We start from the raw sequence: 16,851 nt of genomic DNA, 5'->3' as shown, positions 1-16,851 counted from the left end.
ATCGGCCGCCAGAAGACCGGCCGCCGGCCACTGCGGAAACGGTGGAAATGGCCGCTGGCGGCGCTGCTCGTGCTGGCCGCCTATCCGTGCTTCGTCCTCGCCAGCGTCTACGCGCACTGGTTCGCCGCCGACCTGCCGGGCGGGCGCAACGGCCCGGCCGATGCCTACCGGCACGCGCTGGCCAGCGCCACCGTGGCCTACTCCGGCTCGCCGCGCTGGGTCGCCTGGGTGACCGCGGTGATGGAGCGCGACGGGCTGGGCAACGACAGCCGCGCCATGGATGCGCACAACAACCGCATCGGCGCCCGCATCGGCACGCATGCCGAAAGCTGGTCGCAGATGCAGGCCGACGTGCTTGCCGCCGTCGGCCACGGGAGCGTCGGCGCCGCCGACGCGCAACAGATCACCTGGCTGCCGCCCGAGCGGTGGCAGAACCGCCTGTACTGAGGAAGACGATGCCCAAGCGCAGCGACATCAAGACCATCCTGATCATCGGCGCCGGCCCGATCGTCATCGGCCAGGCCTGCGAGTTTGACTACTCCGGCGCGCAGGCCTGCAAGGCCCTGCGCGAGGAGGGCTATCGGGTGGTGCTGGTGAACTCCAACCCGGCCACGATCATGACCGACCCGGAAATGGCCGACGCGGTCTACATCGAGCCGATCCACTGGCAGACGGTGGAGAAGATCATCGCCAAGGAAAAGCCCGACGCGCTGCTGCCGACCATGGGCGGGCAGACCGCGCTCAACTGCGCGCTGGACCTGGCCGACAACGGCGTGCTGGAGAAGCACGGCGTCGAGCTGATCGGCGCTTCGCGCGAGGCCATCCGCATGGCCGAGGACCGCGAGCTGTTCCGCGTGGCGATGCAGGAGATCGGCCTGGAGTGCCCGAAGGCCGAGGTCGCGCGCAACTTCGAGCAGGCGGTGGAGATCCAGGCCAAGGTCGGCTATCCGACCATCATCCGCCCGTCCTTCACGCTCGGCGGCAGCGGCGGCGGCATCGCCTACAACCGTGAGGAGTTCGAGGAGATCGTCAAGCGCGGCCTGGACCTGTCCCCGGTGCACGAGGTGCTGGTGGAGGAGTCGGTGCTGGGCTGGAAGGAGTTCGAGATGGAGGTGGTCCGCGACACCGCGGACAACTGCATCATCGTCTGCTCGATCGAGAACCTCGACCCGATGGGCGTGCACACCGGCGACTCGATCACCGTGGCCCCGGCGCAGACCCTGACCGACAAGGAATACCAGCGCCTGCGCGATGCCAGCATCGCGGTGCTGCGCAAGATCGGCGTGGACACCGGCGGCAGCAACGTGCAGTTCGGCATCAACGCCCAGACCGGGCGCGTGGTGGTGATCGAGATGAACCCGCGCGTGTCGCGCTCCTCGGCGCTGGCCTCCAAGGCCACCGGCTTCCCGATCGCCAAGGTCGCCGCCAAGCTGGCGGTCGGCTACACGCTCGACGAGCTGAAGAACGAGATCACCGGCGGCCTGACCCCGGCCTCGTTCGAGCCGACGATCGACTACGTGGTCACCAAGATCCCGCGCTTCGCCTTCGAGAAGTTCCCGCAGGCCGACGCGCGCCTGACCACGCAGATGAAGTCGGTGGGCGAGGTGATGGCGATCGGCCGCACCCTGCAGGAATCGCTGCAGAAGGCGCTGCGCGGCCTGGAGACGGGCAAGGCGGGGCTGGACCCCACCGGCCTGGACCTGGCCAGCGACGACGATCTGGCCGTGCTGCGCCGCGAGGTGAAGGAAGCCGGCCCCGAGCGCCTGTTCTACCTGGCCGACGCCTTCCGCGCCGGCATGTCGGTGGAGGAGGTGCATGCGCTGTCGTTCGTGGACCCCTGGTTCCTCGACCAGATCGAGGGCATCGTCGAGGCCGAGCGCGAGGTCGCGACGGCCGGCATCGACGCGCTCGACGGCAAGCGCCTGCGCCGGCTCAAGCGCATGGGCTTCTCGGACGCGCGGCTGGCGCAGCTCACGGGCAGCGACGAGAAGGCGATCCGCGCCCTGCGCCGCGCCCACGGCGTGAAGCCGGTGTACAAGCGCGTGGATTCGTGCGCGGCCGAATTCGCCACCACCACCGCCTACCTGTACTCGACCTACGAGGACGAGTGCGAGGCCCAGCCCAGCGACCGCGACAAGATCATCGTGCTCGGCGGCGGCCCCAACCGCATCGGGCAGGGCATCGAGTTCGACTACTGCTGCGTGCACGCCGCACTGGCGCTGCGCGAGGACGGGTACGAGACCATCATGGTCAACTGCAATCCGGAGACCGTCTCCACCGACTACGACACCTCCGACCGCCTGTACTTCGAGCCGCTGACGCTCGAGGACGTGCTGGAGATCGTCGAGCTGGAGAAGCCCAAAGGCGTGATCGTGCAGTACGGCGGGCAGACCCCGCTGAAGCTGGCGCAGGCGCTGGAGGCCAACGGCGTGCCGATCATCGGCACCTCGCCCGATTCCATCGACCTGGCCGAGGACCGCGAGCGCTTCCAGCAACTGGTCGAGAAGCTCGGGCTGAAGCAGCCGCCCAACCGCACCGCGCGCAATCCCGACGAGGCGCTCGCCCTGGCGCGCGAGATCGGCTATCCGCTGGTGGTGCGCCCGAGCTACGTGCTCGGCGGCCGTGCCATGGAGGTGGTGCATTCCGACGCGGATCTCTCGCGCTACATCCGCGACGCGGTCAAGGTCTCCAACGATTCGCCGGTGCTGCTCGACCGCTTCCTGGACAACGCCGTGGAAGTCGACGTCGACGTGATCGCCGACACCGCCGGCGCGGTGCTGATCGGCGGGGTGATGGAACACATCGAGGAAGCCGGCGTGCATTCGGGCGATTCCTCCTGCTCGCTGCCGCCGTATTCGCTGTCGCAGCAGGTGCAGGACCGCCTGCGCGAGCAGGTGGTGGCGCTGGCCAAGGCGCTGAACGTGGTCGGCCTGATGAACACGCAGTTCGCGATCCAGGCCAACGAGAGCGGGGGCGAGGAAAGCGGGGCCGGCGAGGAGACGATCTTCCTGCTGGAAGTCAATCCGCGCGCCTCGCGCACCGTGCCTTTCGTCTCCAAGGCCACCGGCCTGCCGCTGGCCAAGATCGCCGCGCGCTGCATGGCCGGCAGGACGCTGGCCGAGCAGGGCGCCACCCGCGAGATCGTGCCCAGCTACCACTCGGTGAAGGAGGCGATCTTCCCGTTCGCCAAGTTCCAGGGCGTCGACCCGATCCTCGGGCCGGAGATGCGTTCCACGGGCGAGGTGATGGGCGTGGGCCGCAACTTCGGCGCGGCCTTCGCGCGCGCGCAGGAGGCCGCCAGCATCAAGGCGCCGCCGCCCTCGGGCAAGGCCTTCGTCTCGGTGCGCGATCCGGACAAGCCGCGCGTGCTGCCGGTGGCGCAGGACCTGGTGCGGCGCGGCTACGCGCTGGTCGCCACCGGCGGCACCGCCGCCTGGCTGCGCGCGCACGGCGTGGAATGCGAGCAGATCAACAAGGTCACCGAAGGGCGGCCGCACGTGGTCGACCTGATCAAGAACGGCGAGATCGCCTACATCGTCAATACCACCGAGGGCAAGCAGGCCATCGCCGACTCGTTCTCGATCCGCCGCGAGGCGCTGCAGCAGCGGGTGACGTACTCCACCACCATTGCCGGCGCGAAGGCGTTGCTGCATTCTCTGCAGTATCGCGGCAGCGGCCCGGTGTGGGCGCTGCAGGAACTGCATCAGACACTGAAGCACCCGGATTCGAAGCCAGAGGAACACGAACCAGCATGAGAGCGCCACTGACAACGCAAGGAGCGCAGCGCCTGCGTGCGGAACTGGAAGAACTCAAGAGCGTGCAGCGCCCGGCGGTGATCAATGCGATCGCCGAGGCGCGCGCGCACGGCGACCTGAAGGAAAACGCCGAGTACCACGCCGCGCGCGAGCAGCAGGGATTCATCGAAGGCCGCATCAAGCAGCTGGAGGCCGAGCTGTCGCACGCCCAGGTGATCGACGTGTCGACACTGAACGCCGGCTCCAAGATCGTCTTTGGCGCCAACGTCACCCTGGCCGACATGGACACGGACGAGGAGCGCCGCTACCAGATCGTCGGCGACCTGGAGGCGGACATCAAGCAGGGCCTGATCGCCATTTCCTCGCCGGTGGCGCGGGCGCTGATCGGCAAGCACGAGGGCGACAGCGTCACCATCGAGGCCCCGGGCGGCACCCGCGAATACGAGATCGTCGCGGTCAACTATGGGTGAGCAACCGCGCTTAGCCGATGCCTTATTGGCATCGGCTGCGGTTGCGAACGCCCGGCCACGGACGGCCGGGCCGGACGTTCCGAAGCCAGCCCTGTCGCGCCACGGACGGCGGCCAAAAGACTTCCCAAGCAAGACCGATGCCCTATCGGCATCGGCTGCGGTTGCGAACGCCCGGCCACGGACTTCGAGCCGCGCCGTCAGCGCGGCGAGGGGGCCGGACGTTCCGAAGCCAGCCCTGTCGCGCCGCGGACGGCGACCAATACACCTCCCAAGCAAGACCGATGCCCTGTCGGCGGAGGCTGCCGCAACGAACGCAAACCGCGTCGCCGCCAGCCGGCCCTGACCATGTCACGCGCCACCTTCCTGCTGCCCTCCGCCGCCCGCTTCGGCGCGCAACGTCTCTCGGCCGCCTGCGATGCCGCCCTGGGGCGCGGCGACCGGCTGCCGCCGCAATCCCCGGGCCGGCGCGCGCAACTGCTGCGCCATTTCGCGCTGCCCGAAGGCCAGTGGCCGATCGCCGCGCTGTCGCGGCAGGCCGACGCGGGCGATGCCGAGGGCGCGGCGTGGCTGCGCGCCGATCCGGTATGGCTGCGCCCCGACATCAACGGCGTGCGGCTGATGGCGCACGGCGAGGCGCTGCAGGCCACGCAGGCGGATTGCGAGGCGCTGTTGCCTGCGCTCAAGCCGGTGTTCGGCGACGCCGGCTTCGCGCTCGACGCGCCATTGCCCGCGCGCTGGTACCTGCGCCTGCCGCGAGAGGCCAGAATTCCCGCCTTCGCCGATCCCGCCGAGGCATTGGGCGACGATCTGTTCGAGCACATGGACGCCGGCGCCGAGGCGCGCCGCTGGCGCGCGCTGGAGAACGAGGCGCAGATCGTCCTGCACAACCATCCCTGGAACGCGCAGCGCGCGGCGCGCGGCCTGCCGCCCATCAACGCGCTGTGGTTCTGGGGCGGCGGCACCTTGCCCGCCGCGGGCGTGCGGATGCCATCGCCGCATGCGGGCATGTTCAGCGACGATGCCACGGCGCAGGCGCTGGCGGCCGGCACGAGCCAGGTGGCCGCATTGCCTGCGCGCTATCCGGGCGGCGAGGGGGATCTGCTGTTCGATCTGACGCAGACCCGCGATCTGGCCTGGGTGGAACACGAATGGCTGCAGCCGGCGCTGGCGGCCCTGCGCCGCGGCGCCATCGGGCGCCTGGAACTGGACGACGAGGCCGGCCGCGTGCTGCGGCTGGACCGCTGGCATCGCCTGCGTTTCTGGCGCGGCCCGTCCTCGCGGGCGCGGGCATGAAGCCGCTGCGCACGATCCGCCGACGCGCCTGCGATGTCGGCGCGGCCTGGCCGGAACAGGTGCCGCCGCTGCTGCGCCAGGTCTATGCCGCACGCGGCGCGCACGATCTGTCCAGCGCGCAGCCCCGGCTCGGGCAGCTGCCGGTCCCCGACGGCCTGCACGGCATCGAGCCGGCCACGGGACTGCTCGCCGCGGCCATCGCCGCGGACCGGCACATCGTGGTGGTCGGCGATTTCGATTGCGACGGCGCCAGCGCCTGCGCGGTGGCGGTGCGCGGCCTGCGCCTGCTCGGCGCGCGCCGCGTGTCCTATGCGGTGCCCAATCGCATGGTGCATGGCTATGGCCTGTCGCCGGCGCTGGTGGCCGACCTGGCCGCGCTGCAGCCGGAGCTGCTGGTCACGGTCGACCACGGCATCGCCTGCCATGCCGGCATCGCCGCGGCCAAGGCGATGGGCTGGCAGGTGCTGGTCACCGATCACCATCTGCCGGGCGACGCGCTGCCGCCGGCCGATGCCATCGTCAATCCCAACCAGCCGGGCGACGGCTTCGCCGGCAAAGCGCTGGCCGGCGTGGGCGTGATCTTCTACGTGCTGCTCGCGCTGCGAAAACGCCTGCGCGAGGCCGGCGCGTTCGCCGCCGGCGCGGAACCCGATCTGACCGTGCTGCTCGACCTGGTCGCGGTCGGCACGGTGGCCGACCTGGTGCCGCTGGACGTGCACAACCGCGCCCTGGTCGCCGCCGGCCTGCGCCGCCTGCGCGCGGGGCAGGGCTGCGCCGGGCTGCAGGCCCTGATCGAGGTGTCCGGGCGCAAGGCCGCCAGCCTGTCGGCGGCCGATATCGGTTACGCGGTGGCGCCGCGCATCAATGCCGCCGGCAGGCTGGAGGACATGGCCGTGGGCATCGAATGCCTGCTGTGCGACGATCCGCGGCGCGCGCGCGAACTGGCGCAGACGCTCGACGGCATCAACGCCGAACGCCGTGCCGTGCAGCAGCAGATGGTGGACGAGGCCGAGGCCGCGCTCTCCATGCTGGCGCTGGCCGAGACCGCGAGCGCCGCGCACTGCCTGTTCGACGCCAGCTGGCATCCCGGCGTGGTCGGACTGGTCGCCTCGAAAATGAAGGAGCGCCTGCATCGCCCGGTGATCGCCTTCGCGCCCAGCGAGCCCGGCAGCGAGTGGCTGCGCGGTTCGGCGCGCTCGATCCCGGGCTTCCACATCCGCGACGCGCTGGCGGCGGTGGACGCGGCCCATCCCTCGCTCATCGAACGCTTCGGCGGACATGCGATGGCGGCCGGGCTGAGCCTGCGGCAGGCGCACCTGGCCGATTTCGCCGCCGCGTTCGCCGATTGCGCGGCGCGCACGCTCGATGCCGAGTCCCTGTGCGACGTGATCGCCAGCGACGGCGAGCTGATGCCCGAGGCCTTCGTCGCCGCCAACGCGCTGGCGCTGCGCGACGGCGGGCCGTGGGGGCAGGCCTTTCCGGAGCCGGTGTTCGACGGCGAGTTCGCGGTGCTGGCCTGGCGTCCGGTGGGCACACAGCACCTGAAGCTGGAACTCGGGCTGGGCCCGCTGCGCCTGAATGCCATCGAGTTCGGCGGCTGGACGGGCACGCCGCCTGGCGCACGCGTCCGCATCGCCTACCGGCTGGCGCTGGACGAGTACCGGGGAGGCGAGGCGATCCAGCTCATCGTCGTGCATCGCGAGAGCGCGGACGGGCGCGAGGCGACCGCCTGATTCGCCGCCGCGCGGCGGCGCTTGGGCTTCGGCGCGGGCGCATGGCCTGGCAGGGCCCTTTCCCAGGCATGGCGCGGCAAGGCATCGCAATCGGATTTCGGATGCCGGCTGCGGGCCGGCTGGATGCCTCTCGACCGATGCCTGCCGCCGGCCGTCCGCGCCCTCGAAAGCCGCGTCCTTGCGCTACAATTTCCGATCTTTTTCGCCATTTCCTTCCGCCGTCATGATCGAACTCAATCCAATCCGCCAGCGCATCGCCGATCTCACCGAACGGCTGGTCGCGCTCAGGGGGTATCTTTGACTACGACGCCAAGCGCGAGCGTCTAGAGGAAGTCGAGCGCGAGCTCGAACATCCCGATGTGTGGAACGCCCCGGAGCGCGCGCAGGCGCTCGGCCGCGAGCGCTCCATGCTCGACAAGACCGTCAACGGCATCCGCACGCTGATCGAGGGCCTGGGCGGCGCCGGCGAGCTGCTCGACCTGGCCGAGGCCGAAAGCGACGACGACACCGCGCAGGCGGTGGTCGAGGACGTGGAGCGCTACGCCGTCGAGGTCGGCAAGCTGGAATTCCAGCGCATGTTCTCGGGCGAGATGGACGCCAACAATGCCTTCGTCGACATCCAGGCCGGCGCCGGCGGCACCGAGGCCCAGGACTGGGCGGAAATGCTGCTGCGCATGTACCTGCGCTGGGCCGAGAGCCGCGGCTGGAAGACCGAGCTGCTGGAAGTCAGCGGCGGCGACGTGGCCGGCATCAAGTCGGCCACCTTCCGGGTGGAGGGCGAATTCGCCTACGGCTGGCTGAAGACCGAAATCGGCGTGCATCGCCTGGTGCGCAAGTCGCCGTTCGACTCGGACAACCGCCGGCACACCTCGTTCACCTCGGTATTCGTCTCGCCCGAGGTCGACGACGACATCGATATCGACATCAATCCGGCCGACCTCAAGACCGACGTCTACCGCTCCTCCGGCGCCGGCGGCCAGCACGTCAACAAGACCGAGTCGGCGGTGCGCATCACCCACGTGCCCAGCGGCATAGTCGTCGCCTGCCAGACCGAGCGCAGCCAGCACGCCAACCGCGACCGCGCCATGAAGATGCTGGCGGCCAAGCTCTACGAGATGGAAATCCAGAAGCGCAACGCCGAAAAGGACGCGCTGGAGGCCACCAAGTCCGACATCGGCTGGGGCAGCCAGATCCGCAACTACGTGCTCGACCAGAGCCGCATCAAGGATCTGCGCACGGGCATCGAGCGCACCGACACGCAGAAGGTGCTGGACGGGGACCTGGACGAGTTCGTCGAGGCCAGTCTGAAGTCCGGCCTGGAGGCGGGTTCCAAGCGCGTCGACGCGGTATAAAGGCGGGCAGGGGCGGCGGGGAATGAGGCGGGTCGCCCGCCCCCGCGACGCCTTGCCCGCGCCCTCCAAATCCCCCTTTTAGACCCCGATCCGCTGCCAGCCCCATGACCGACGAACTCCAGCCTGCCGACGAAAACGCCCTGATCGCCGAGCGACGCAACAAGCTCAAGGGGATTCGGGAGCAGGGCATCGCCTTCCCCAACGACTTCCGCCGCCTCGACCACGCCGGCGACCTGCAGGACGAGTACGCCGATGCGGAGCGCTGGACCGGCGAGGCGCTGGAGGCGACCGGCCGCCGCGTCGCCGTGGCCGGCCGCCTGCTCGCCAAGCGGGTGATGGGCAAGGCCGCTTTCGCGCAGATCCAGGACGTGAGCGGGCGCATCCAGCTGTTCCTGCAGTCGGCTTCGCTCGGCGACCGCTACGACGCCTTCAAGGGCTGGGACGTGGGCGACATCGTCGGCGCCGAGGGCACGCCGATGCGCACCAAGACCGGCGAACTGTCGGTCAAGGTCGACACGCTGCGGCTGCTGACCAAGTCGCTGCGGCCGCTGCCCGACAAGTGGCATGGCCTGTCCGACGTCGAACAGCGCTACCGCCAGCGCTACGTCGACCTGATCGTGACGCCCGAGGCGCGCGAGGTGTTCTTCAAGCGCTCGCGCATCATCGCCGCCATCCGCCAGTGGCTGGACGCGCGCCGCTTCCTGGAGGTGGAAACCCCGATGATGCATTACATCGTCGGCGGCGCCACCGCCAAGCCGTTCACCACCCACCACAACGCGCTCGGCCTGGACCTGTACCTGCGCGTGGCGCCCGAGCTGTATCTCAAGCGCCTGGTCGTCGGCGGCTTCGAGCGCGTCTACGAGATCAACCGCAACTTCCGCAACGAGGGCGTGAGCACCCGCCACAACCCGGAGTTCACCATGCTCGAGCTGTACGAGGCCTACGCCACGTACACCGAGGTGATGGACCTGACCGAGTCGATGATCCGCGACGTCGCCCGGCTCACCCTCGGCACCACCGCCCTGCAGTGGGAAGGCAACGCCATCGACGTCGGCCCGGCGTTCCGGCGCTGGAAGCTGGAAGAGGCGGTGCGCGAGCTCAATCCGCACATCAGCGCCGCCGACTGCCGCGACCGCGAGGCGCTGGCGCGCCATTGCGAGGCGCTGCGCATCCCGGTCAAGCCGTCCTACGGCTGGGGCAAGCTGCTGCTGGAAATCTTCGAGAAGACGGTCGAGGCCGGCCTGGTCCAGCCCACCTTCATCACCCACTATCCGGTCGAGGTGTCGCCGCTGGCGCGCGAGTCGGACAGCGAGCCGGGCATCACCGACCGCTTCGAGCTGTTCGTCGGCGGCAAGGAGCTGGCGAACGGCTTCTCCGAGTTGAACGATCCCGAGGACCAGGCCGCGCGCTTCCGCGCCCAGGTCGAGGCCAAGGCCGGCGGCGACGACGAGGCCATGCACTACGACGCGGACTACATCCGCGCGCTCGAGGTCGGGCTGCCGCCCACCGGCGGCCTGGGCGTGGGCATCGACCGGCTGGTCATGCTGCTGACCGACTCTGCCTCGATCCGCGACGTGCTGCTGTTCCCGTACATGCGCCCGGAAGCCTCCTGACCGTTCCGGCGGGCGCGGAAGACGACGCGTGGGGTCAAATTGTGACCGCCTGCTCCCGCAACCAAGGCCGCGCCGGACCCGAATCCGCGTCCGGCGCGAACCGCCCGGCGCAGCACTTGCCTGCAACTATGGAACGGGCGAGTATGAGGAAGTTTGGATCGGGGAAATGACCCTCAAGCGGGGCGGGATCATCAGTGAACATCGTCATCGTCGATGACCAGACCTCCGCACGCACGATGCTGCGGCATATCCTCGAGGACATCAGCCCCGAGCTCGAGGTGCACGACTTCGGCGATCCGCAGGCGGCGCTGCGCTGGTGCGAGAGCAACCGGCCGGATCTGCTGCTCCTGGACTACCGCATGCCCGGCATGGACGGATTGGAATTCGCGCGCCGCTTCCGCCGTCCGCTGCTGCATCGCGACGTGCCGATCGTGCTGGTCACGGTGGTCGGCGACGAGCCGATCCGGCAGGCGGCGCTCGATGCCGGCGTGATCGACTTCCTGGTCAAGCCGGTACGCCCGCGCGAGCTGCGCGCCCGCTGCCGCAACCTGCTGCAGCTGCGCCAGCAATCGGAATCGGTGAAGCAGCGCGCGCTCTCGCTCGAGCAGCGCCTGTTGGCGAGCATGCACGAGGTGGAGGAGCGCGAGCGCGAAACGCTGACCCGGCTGGCGCGCGCGATCTCCTACCGCGACGCCGGCACCAACGCCAACCTCGAGCGGCTCGCGCAGGTCGCCGGCCTGGTCGCCGAGGAGATGGGGCTGTTCGAGGACGAGGTGCGCATGATCGAGCTGGCCGCGCCCTTGCACGACATCGGCAAGATCGCCATTCCCGACGCGGTGCTGATGAAGCCCGGGCCCTTGACTGCGGAGGAGTCGGCGATCATGCGCAGGCATCCGCAGATCGGCTACGAGCTGCTGAACGGCAGCCAGAACCGCTTCGTCCAGATCAGCGCCATCATCGCGCTTCGACATCAGGAGCGCTACGATGGCAGCGGGTATCCGGACGGGTTGGCCGGGGAGCAGATCCCGGTCGAGGCCAGGATCGTCGCGGTCGCGGACGTCTTCGATGCCCTGATCTCGAAACGTCCCTATAAGGATGCATGGGCCATAGACGAAGCATTGAGCTACCTCTCGCAGCAGCGCGGCAAGCTGTTCGACCCGCGTTGCGTCGACGCATTGCTGCACAACCGCCAGCGCCTGCTGTCGATCTGCGAGCGAACCTCCGACGTCTCGCTCTTGCCCAAGCTGCAGTAATCCCGCGATGAACCGCGCGCTGACCTGGATCAAGTCGCGTTTCAGCAATCGCCCGGACAGCGAGCACGGACAGGCGCTGATCCGCATGGCCATGCTGGTGGTGGTCGTCGCCTACCTCTACATCGTGATCGACGGGCGCCCCGGCGTGGCCTACGGCCTCGGGCTGTCCTACCGGTTCCTGGCGCTCGAGTTCGTGGTCGCCTTCGCCATCCTGGTCTGGCTGGCGTTGGCGCCGGGGATTTCCTATCCGCGCCGCGTGCTGGGCATGATCGCCGACTACAGCATGATGGGCACCGGCATGCATCTGATCGGCGACCTGTTGGCGCCGATGTACGTGATCGTGCTCTGGGTGACGGTGGGCAACGGCCTGCGCTTCGGACCGCGCTTCCTCTACGCCGCCGTCGGCTTCGCGGTGTTCACCCATTTGTGCGTGATCCTGACCACGCCGTACTGGCTGGACAATCCGTGGCTGGCCTGGGGACTGCTGGTCGGCTTGGTGGCCATCCCGCTGTACCTGAGCTCGCTGCTGCGGGCGCTGGTGCGCGCCACCGAAGCCGCCAAGGCGGCCAGCGACGCCAAGACGCGGTTCCTGGCCAACATGAGCCACGAATTGCGCACGCCGCTCAACGGCATCGTCGGCATGGCCCAGCTGCTCGGCACCACGCCGTTGTCGCCGGAGCAGCGCGACAGCGCGCAGGTGATCCAGACCTCCGCGCGTGCTCTGCAGCTGCTGGTCGACGACGTGCTCGACATCTCGGCCATCGAGGCCGGCAAGTTCCGGCGCAACGATGGCGATTTCTCGCTGTCCGACCTGCTCAAGAGCATCCATGTGATGCTGCAGCCTGGCGCGCAGGCCAAGTCGATCGCCTTCGAGATGTCGGTGGACAAGGACGTGCCCAACCTGCTGCACGGGGACAGCAGCTACCTGCGGCAGATCCTCACCAACTTGCTTTCCAACGCGATCAAGTTCACCGAACGCGGGCGGGTTTCGCTGGAGATCTCGCGGACCGCGGACATGGAGGAGCCGGTCTGGCTGCAGTTCTCGGTGCGCGACACCGGCATCGGTATTCCCGAAGGCAAGACCGAGCGCATCTTCGATGCCTTCGAACAGGTCGAGACCGGCCGCGGCCGGCGTTTCGGTGGCACCGGGCTCGGCACCACGATCGCCAAGGCGCTGACGGAATTGCTGGAGGGCGAGATCGGGGTCGAGAGCAGCGAGGGCGCCGGCTCCCATTTCTGGATCAAGGTGCCGTTCAAGCCGGCCCAGGCGCCAGGCCAGGACCAGGCGACGATGGCGAGCAACATCATCGCCTTCAGCGACCCGTTCGTGCGCCATCGCGCCAGGGTGCGGCCGCTGCGCGTGCTGGCGGCCGACGACCAGCCCGCCAACCTGACTGTGCTGCAGCGCCTGCTGGAGAAGGCGGGACATCGCGCCTTCATCCTCAACGACAGCGAGAACGTGCTGGCCACGCTGGAGACCCAGGGCTTCGACGCAGTGATCATCGACCTGCACATGCCGGGGATCAGCGGTCTGGAGGTGATCAAGCAGGTGCGGTTCATGGAGGCGGGGCGCAAGCGCACGCCGTTCATCGTGCTGACCGCCGATGCCACAGCCGAGGCGCGACTGGAATGCGAGCGCGCCGGAGCCTATGCCTTCATGACCAAGCCGCTGGCCGTCGACAAGCTGCTGGAAAAGCTGGCGGAAATCGCCGAGGGCGCGCCGCCGGTGCGCGAGATCGATCCTGAGAACGTATCCGCGCATGCCGCCGGATCCGGGGCCATTTCCGAGCATATCCTCGAGGAGCTGCGTGACATGGGGCTCGGCGAGGAGTTCTTCCGCCGTTTCCTGTCAGAGTGCATTCGCGATGCGCGCAAGAGCATCGCCGACCTCGAGGTGTCCGGCGCCGCGGCGCAATGGGAAATGTTCCGCGACGCCTGCCATGCCCTGAAAGGCACGGCCAGCAACATGGGCGCGATGCGTCTGGCCGAAAGCGCCTCGTCCGGCATGCGCATGTCGTCGACGCGGCTGACCCTGGAGTGGCGCGGGATCTGCGACCAGCTGCGGCAACAATTGCAACAGGCCTGCACCGCGCTCCGCGAGCGCGGCGATCTGGCCAAGAACGAAGCCGAATCCGACGGCAACTGAGAGGGCAGGCTCAGATCGCCGAGATGCTGCTGGTCTCGTTCTCCTGACGACGCGATTGGGCGCGCACCAGGCGCTCCATCGTACGCAGCTGCTTCTCGCCGAGCTGCATGGCCGCGTCCACCCAGATTTCGGCAACGCGCACCAGCTCGTCATGCGTGATCGGGGACACCGTTTCGCGCACGCGATGCAGGGCGAGCCGCGCCGAGGCGATCCGGCGGTTCTGGCGGATCACCTCGTAAACCGCGCGGACGCCTTCGCCCTTGGGGACGAGCACATCGACGATGCCCATGCGGTGCAGTTCGTCGCTGCTGTACATCACGCCGTTGAGCATCATCTGCTCGGCCAGCTTGGGGCCGACGCGGCGCGAAAGCAGGGAATACGCGCCCATGCCCGGGAACAGGCCGAACAGCACTTCCGGGAAGCCCATCTGCACGCCGCTTTCGGCGACGATGGTCTGGCACGCGAGCGCAAGCTCGAAGCCGCCGCCGAGCGCATCGCCCTCGATCAGGCCGATGGTGTGCGCGTTCGGATGCAGGCGCGTATGCAGCAGATGGATGCTGTCCACGCATTCGCGCGCGTAGCGCGCCAGCGCCATGCGATCGCGCTTGCGGATCAGCTCGGCGAACAATCCGAGGTCGCCGCCGAGATTGAATACGTGGGCATCGGACGCAATGACGATCTGCGCCAGGTGCTGGAACGACTCGTCCGCTTCGTCGGACACCGAGTCGATGGTCTGCTGTGCGAACAGGCGCAGTTCGCGCAGCAGCTTGGGGGAGAAGCAGGGGCGATAGGCGGGATCCGAATACGCCTGCTGGGCATGCATGAAGCACCAGTGGGAGTGGTTGGACGGATCCTGCTGGATGCGTATCGTGGAAAATGTATCGCGGTGGAGCAAGCCGACGTTGTGCATGGGAATCCCCTATGGCTGGCGGCAGGCCGGCCGGGCTCCGACACGTCGCCATCGAGAGGTCAAAGGCGCCCGATCGGCGATTCTATGCGCCTGATTCCCATAATCCGCAAGCGGAATTCACGTTTTTGGCCGGTCGCCACCAAAGTCGGGGCGATTTGGACAATTGTCAACTTGGGGTTGCGTTCTCGCGCAGCTCGCGGCGCAGGATCTTGCCGACGTTGGTCTTGGGCAGCTCCGTGCGGAATTCCACGTATTTGGGGTGCTTGTAGCCGGTCAGGTTCTCGCGGGCATGGGCCTTGACTTGGTCGGCGGTCAGGGCAGGGTCCTTCTTCACGATCACCACCTTGACTGCCTCGCCGGACTTTTCGTCCGGCACCCCCACCGCGGCGACCTCGAGCACGCCGGGCATGAGCGCGATCACGTCCTCCACCTCGTTCGGATAGACGTTGAAGCCGGACACCAGGATCATGTCTTTCTTGCGGTCGACGATGTAGAAGAAGCCCTGTTCGTCCATGCGCGCCATGTCGCCGGTGTGCAGCCAGCCGTCGGCATCGATGACCTGCGCGGTCTCCTCGGGGCGGTTCCAGTAGCCCTTCATCACCTGCGGGCCCTTGATGCACAGCTCGCCGACCTCGCCCAAGGGCAGGATGCCGCCGTTCTCGTCCTTGACGCAGGCGTCGGTGGAGGGGACCGGCAGACCAATCGAGCCGTTGTAGTCGGCCAGATCCATCGGGTTGATGCAGGCCGCGGGCGAGGTCTCGGTCAGGCCGTAGGCCTCCACCAGGGTCACGCCGGTCACCTTCTTCCAGCGGTCGGCGACAGCGCGCTGCACCGCCATGCCGCCGCCCAGGGTGAGACGCAGGCGCGAGAAGTCGATCTGGTCGAACCCGGGAGTATTGAGCAGCCCGTTGAATAGCGTGTTGACGCCGGTGATGGCGGTGAATGGCTCGCGCTTGAGCTCCTTGACGAAGCCGGGCATGTCGCGCGGATTGGTGATCAGGATGTTCATCGCGCCGAACTTCATGAATACCAGGCCGTTCGCCGTCAGCGCGAAGATGTGGTACAGCGGCAGGGCGGTCACGATGACCTCGTCGCCGGGCTTGGCCTGCACGCCCACCCAGGCCGAAGCCTGCTGCATGTTGGCGACCAGGTTGCGGTGGGTGAGCATCGCGCCCTTGGCCACGCCCGTGGTGCCTCCGGTGTATTGCAGGAAGGCGATGTCTTCCGGCGTGATCTCGATGTCGGGCAGCGCGTGGCGCTGTCCCAGGGTGAGCGTGTCGTTGAAGCGGACCGCGCCCGGGATATCGTAGTCGGGCACCATCTTCTTGACGTACTTCAGCACGAAATTGACGATCGGGCCCTTCGGGAAACCGAGCAGGTCGCCAAGCCCGGTGGTGATTACCTGCTTGACCTGCGTGCCGGCCAGCGCCTGCTGCACCGTGCTGCCGAAGTTGTCCAGCACCAGGACCGCGCTCGCGCCCGAGTCGACGAGCTGGTGCTTGAGCTCGCGCACCGTGTACATGGGGTTGGTGTTCACCACCGTGAGTCCGGCGCGCAGCACGCCAAAGGTGGCGATGGGGTACTGCAGGCAGTTGGGCATCATGATCGCGACGCGATCGCCCTTCTTCAGTTTCAGCTCGCCGAGCAGGTAGGCGGCGAAGCGCTTGCTCAGCGCGTCGAGCTCGGCATAGCTCAGGCGTTTGCCCATGCTGGAGAAGGCAGGACGATCGCGATAGCTCTCAATGGTCTTTTCCAGGATCGCCGGGATCGAGGGAAATTCGTCGACGTCGATTTCGGCGGGAACCCCAGCGGGATAGTTGCTCAGCCAGGGACGATCGAGGGTCATGCGGCTCTCTCCATTTTCGTGGTTGGCGGGCGCCCCGGGGGTGGCGTTGATCCGATTGGAGCATAGGCTCTAGGGGGGAGCAAGCGCGTGCTCGGCGCGATGCGCCGCGTCGGACCGCCGGTCGCGGCGAACTGCATTTCGGGGTCCGCCGCCGGCATCGGACAGGGCGGGATTCCAGGGACAAAAACACGGCGGCAAGGGACGAAAATTTGCCCGTTCGCGTGCGGCTGCGTCAGTCGCGCAGGCGCCTGCGGACGAACCTTGCCCGATTCCCGTCCGCGGCCGGTCCGGGCGCTGATATGGATACCAGTTCGTCCGACGATGCCCGCAAACGCGCGATCCCCGCCGGGGCGGGGATCGTGGAATCGCCAGGGATTTTGCAGGGGCGTGCCAGGCCGCGGCGGAGCAAGGGAAGGCCGTCCCTGGCCTTTCCGGGCGCCCGCCGCGCTGCGGGGGCGCCATCTTCCGCTCGTTGCGAAG

11 protein-coding genes are annotated in these 16,851 nt (G+C 68.4%); 9 read left to right on the top strand and 2 right to left on the bottom strand.

What is annotated here, in order from left to right; genetic code table 11:
• From MD221_RS02700 to MD221_RS02660, 9 genes are all read left to right on the top strand, one after another.
• Nucleotides 1-447 carry a DUF6973 domain-containing protein gene (locus MD221_RS02700; protein ID WP_242108570.1) on the top strand — a complete coding sequence of 149 codons (447 nt, stop codon included), beginning with the start codon at nt 1-3 and terminating at the stop codon, nt 445-447.
• 8 nt (nt 448-455) lie between these two features.
• On the top strand, nt 456-3,755 hold the full coding sequence (gene carB, locus MD221_RS02695) for a carbamoyl-phosphate synthase large subunit (protein WP_242107627.1): 3,300 nt from the start codon (nt 456-458) through the stop codon (nt 3,753-3,755).
• Nucleotides 3,752-4,225 (top strand): transcription elongation factor GreA, encoded by a 474-nt coding sequence (gene greA, locus MD221_RS02690; protein ID WP_242107626.1) that lies wholly within the window; start codon nt 3,752-3,754, stop codon nt 4,223-4,225. The genes carB and greA overlap by 4 nt, the downstream gene beginning before the upstream one ends.
• Before the next feature lie 345 nt (nt 4,226-4,570).
• A complete protein-coding gene (locus tag MD221_RS02685; protein WP_242107625.1) occupies nt 4,571-5,518 on the top strand; it encodes a phosphoglycerate mutase in 948 nt (315 codons plus the stop codon).
• Nucleotides 5,515-7,251, top strand: coding sequence for a single-stranded-DNA-specific exonuclease RecJ (gene recJ / locus MD221_RS02680; RefSeq protein WP_242107624.1), 1,737 nt, complete (start codon nt 5,515-5,517; stop codon nt 7,249-7,251). Before MD221_RS02685 ends, recJ begins: the two co-directional genes overlap by 4 nt.
• A 223-nt stretch (nt 7,252-7,474) precedes the next feature.
• Nucleotides 7,475-8,603, top strand: a protein-coding gene (gene prfB / locus MD221_RS02675; RefSeq protein ID WP_242107622.1) for a peptide chain release factor 2 whose coding sequence is annotated in 2 segments (ribosomal slippage) — nt 7,475-7,549 and nt 7,551-8,603 — 1,128 coding nt in all. Because the reading frame shifts where the segments join, the coding sequence is not laid out codon by codon here.
• 104 nt (nt 8,604-8,707) lie between these two features.
• Nucleotides 8,708-10,216: a lysine--tRNA ligase gene (lysS, locus tag MD221_RS02670; protein ID WP_242107620.1), complete on the top strand. Its 1,509-nt coding sequence runs from the start codon at nt 8,708-8,710 to the stop codon at nt 10,214-10,216.
• 194 nt (nt 10,217-10,410) lie between these two features.
• Nucleotides 10,411-11,469, top strand: a complete 1,059-nt coding sequence (locus tag MD221_RS02665; RefSeq protein WP_277928874.1) for a response regulator — start codon at nt 10,411-10,413, stop codon at nt 11,467-11,469.
• 7 nt (nt 11,470-11,476) lie between these two features.
• Nucleotides 11,477-13,615: an ATP-binding protein gene (locus tag MD221_RS02660; protein ID WP_242107619.1), complete on the top strand. Its 2,139-nt coding sequence runs from the start codon at nt 11,477-11,479 to the stop codon at nt 13,613-13,615.
• 10 nt (nt 13,616-13,625) lie between these two features.
• Here the strand turns inward: MD221_RS02660 and MD221_RS02655 are convergent, their stop codons facing one another.
• On the bottom strand, nt 13,626-14,525 hold the full coding sequence (locus MD221_RS02655) for a crotonase/enoyl-CoA hydratase family protein (RefSeq protein WP_242107618.1): 900 nt from the start codon (nt 14,523-14,525) through the stop codon (nt 13,626-13,628).
• A gap of 166 nt (nt 14,526-14,691) precedes the next feature.
• The gene (locus MD221_RS02650; protein ID WP_242107617.1) at nt 14,692-16,371 is read right to left on the bottom strand and encodes a long-chain fatty acid--CoA ligase; all 1,680 of its coding nucleotides are present in this window, start codon (nt 16,369-16,371) and stop codon (nt 14,692-14,694) included.
• Nucleotides 16,372-16,851 lie beyond the last annotated feature (480 nt).

It is taken from the genome of Luteimonas aquatica (assembly GCF_022662575.1).
GTDB lineage: Bacteria > Pseudomonadota > Gammaproteobacteria > Xanthomonadales > Xanthomonadaceae > Luteimonas > Luteimonas aquatica.
Note: the sequence above shows the minus strand (reverse complement) of the source record. Positions and strands in the feature narration are given on the sequence as shown.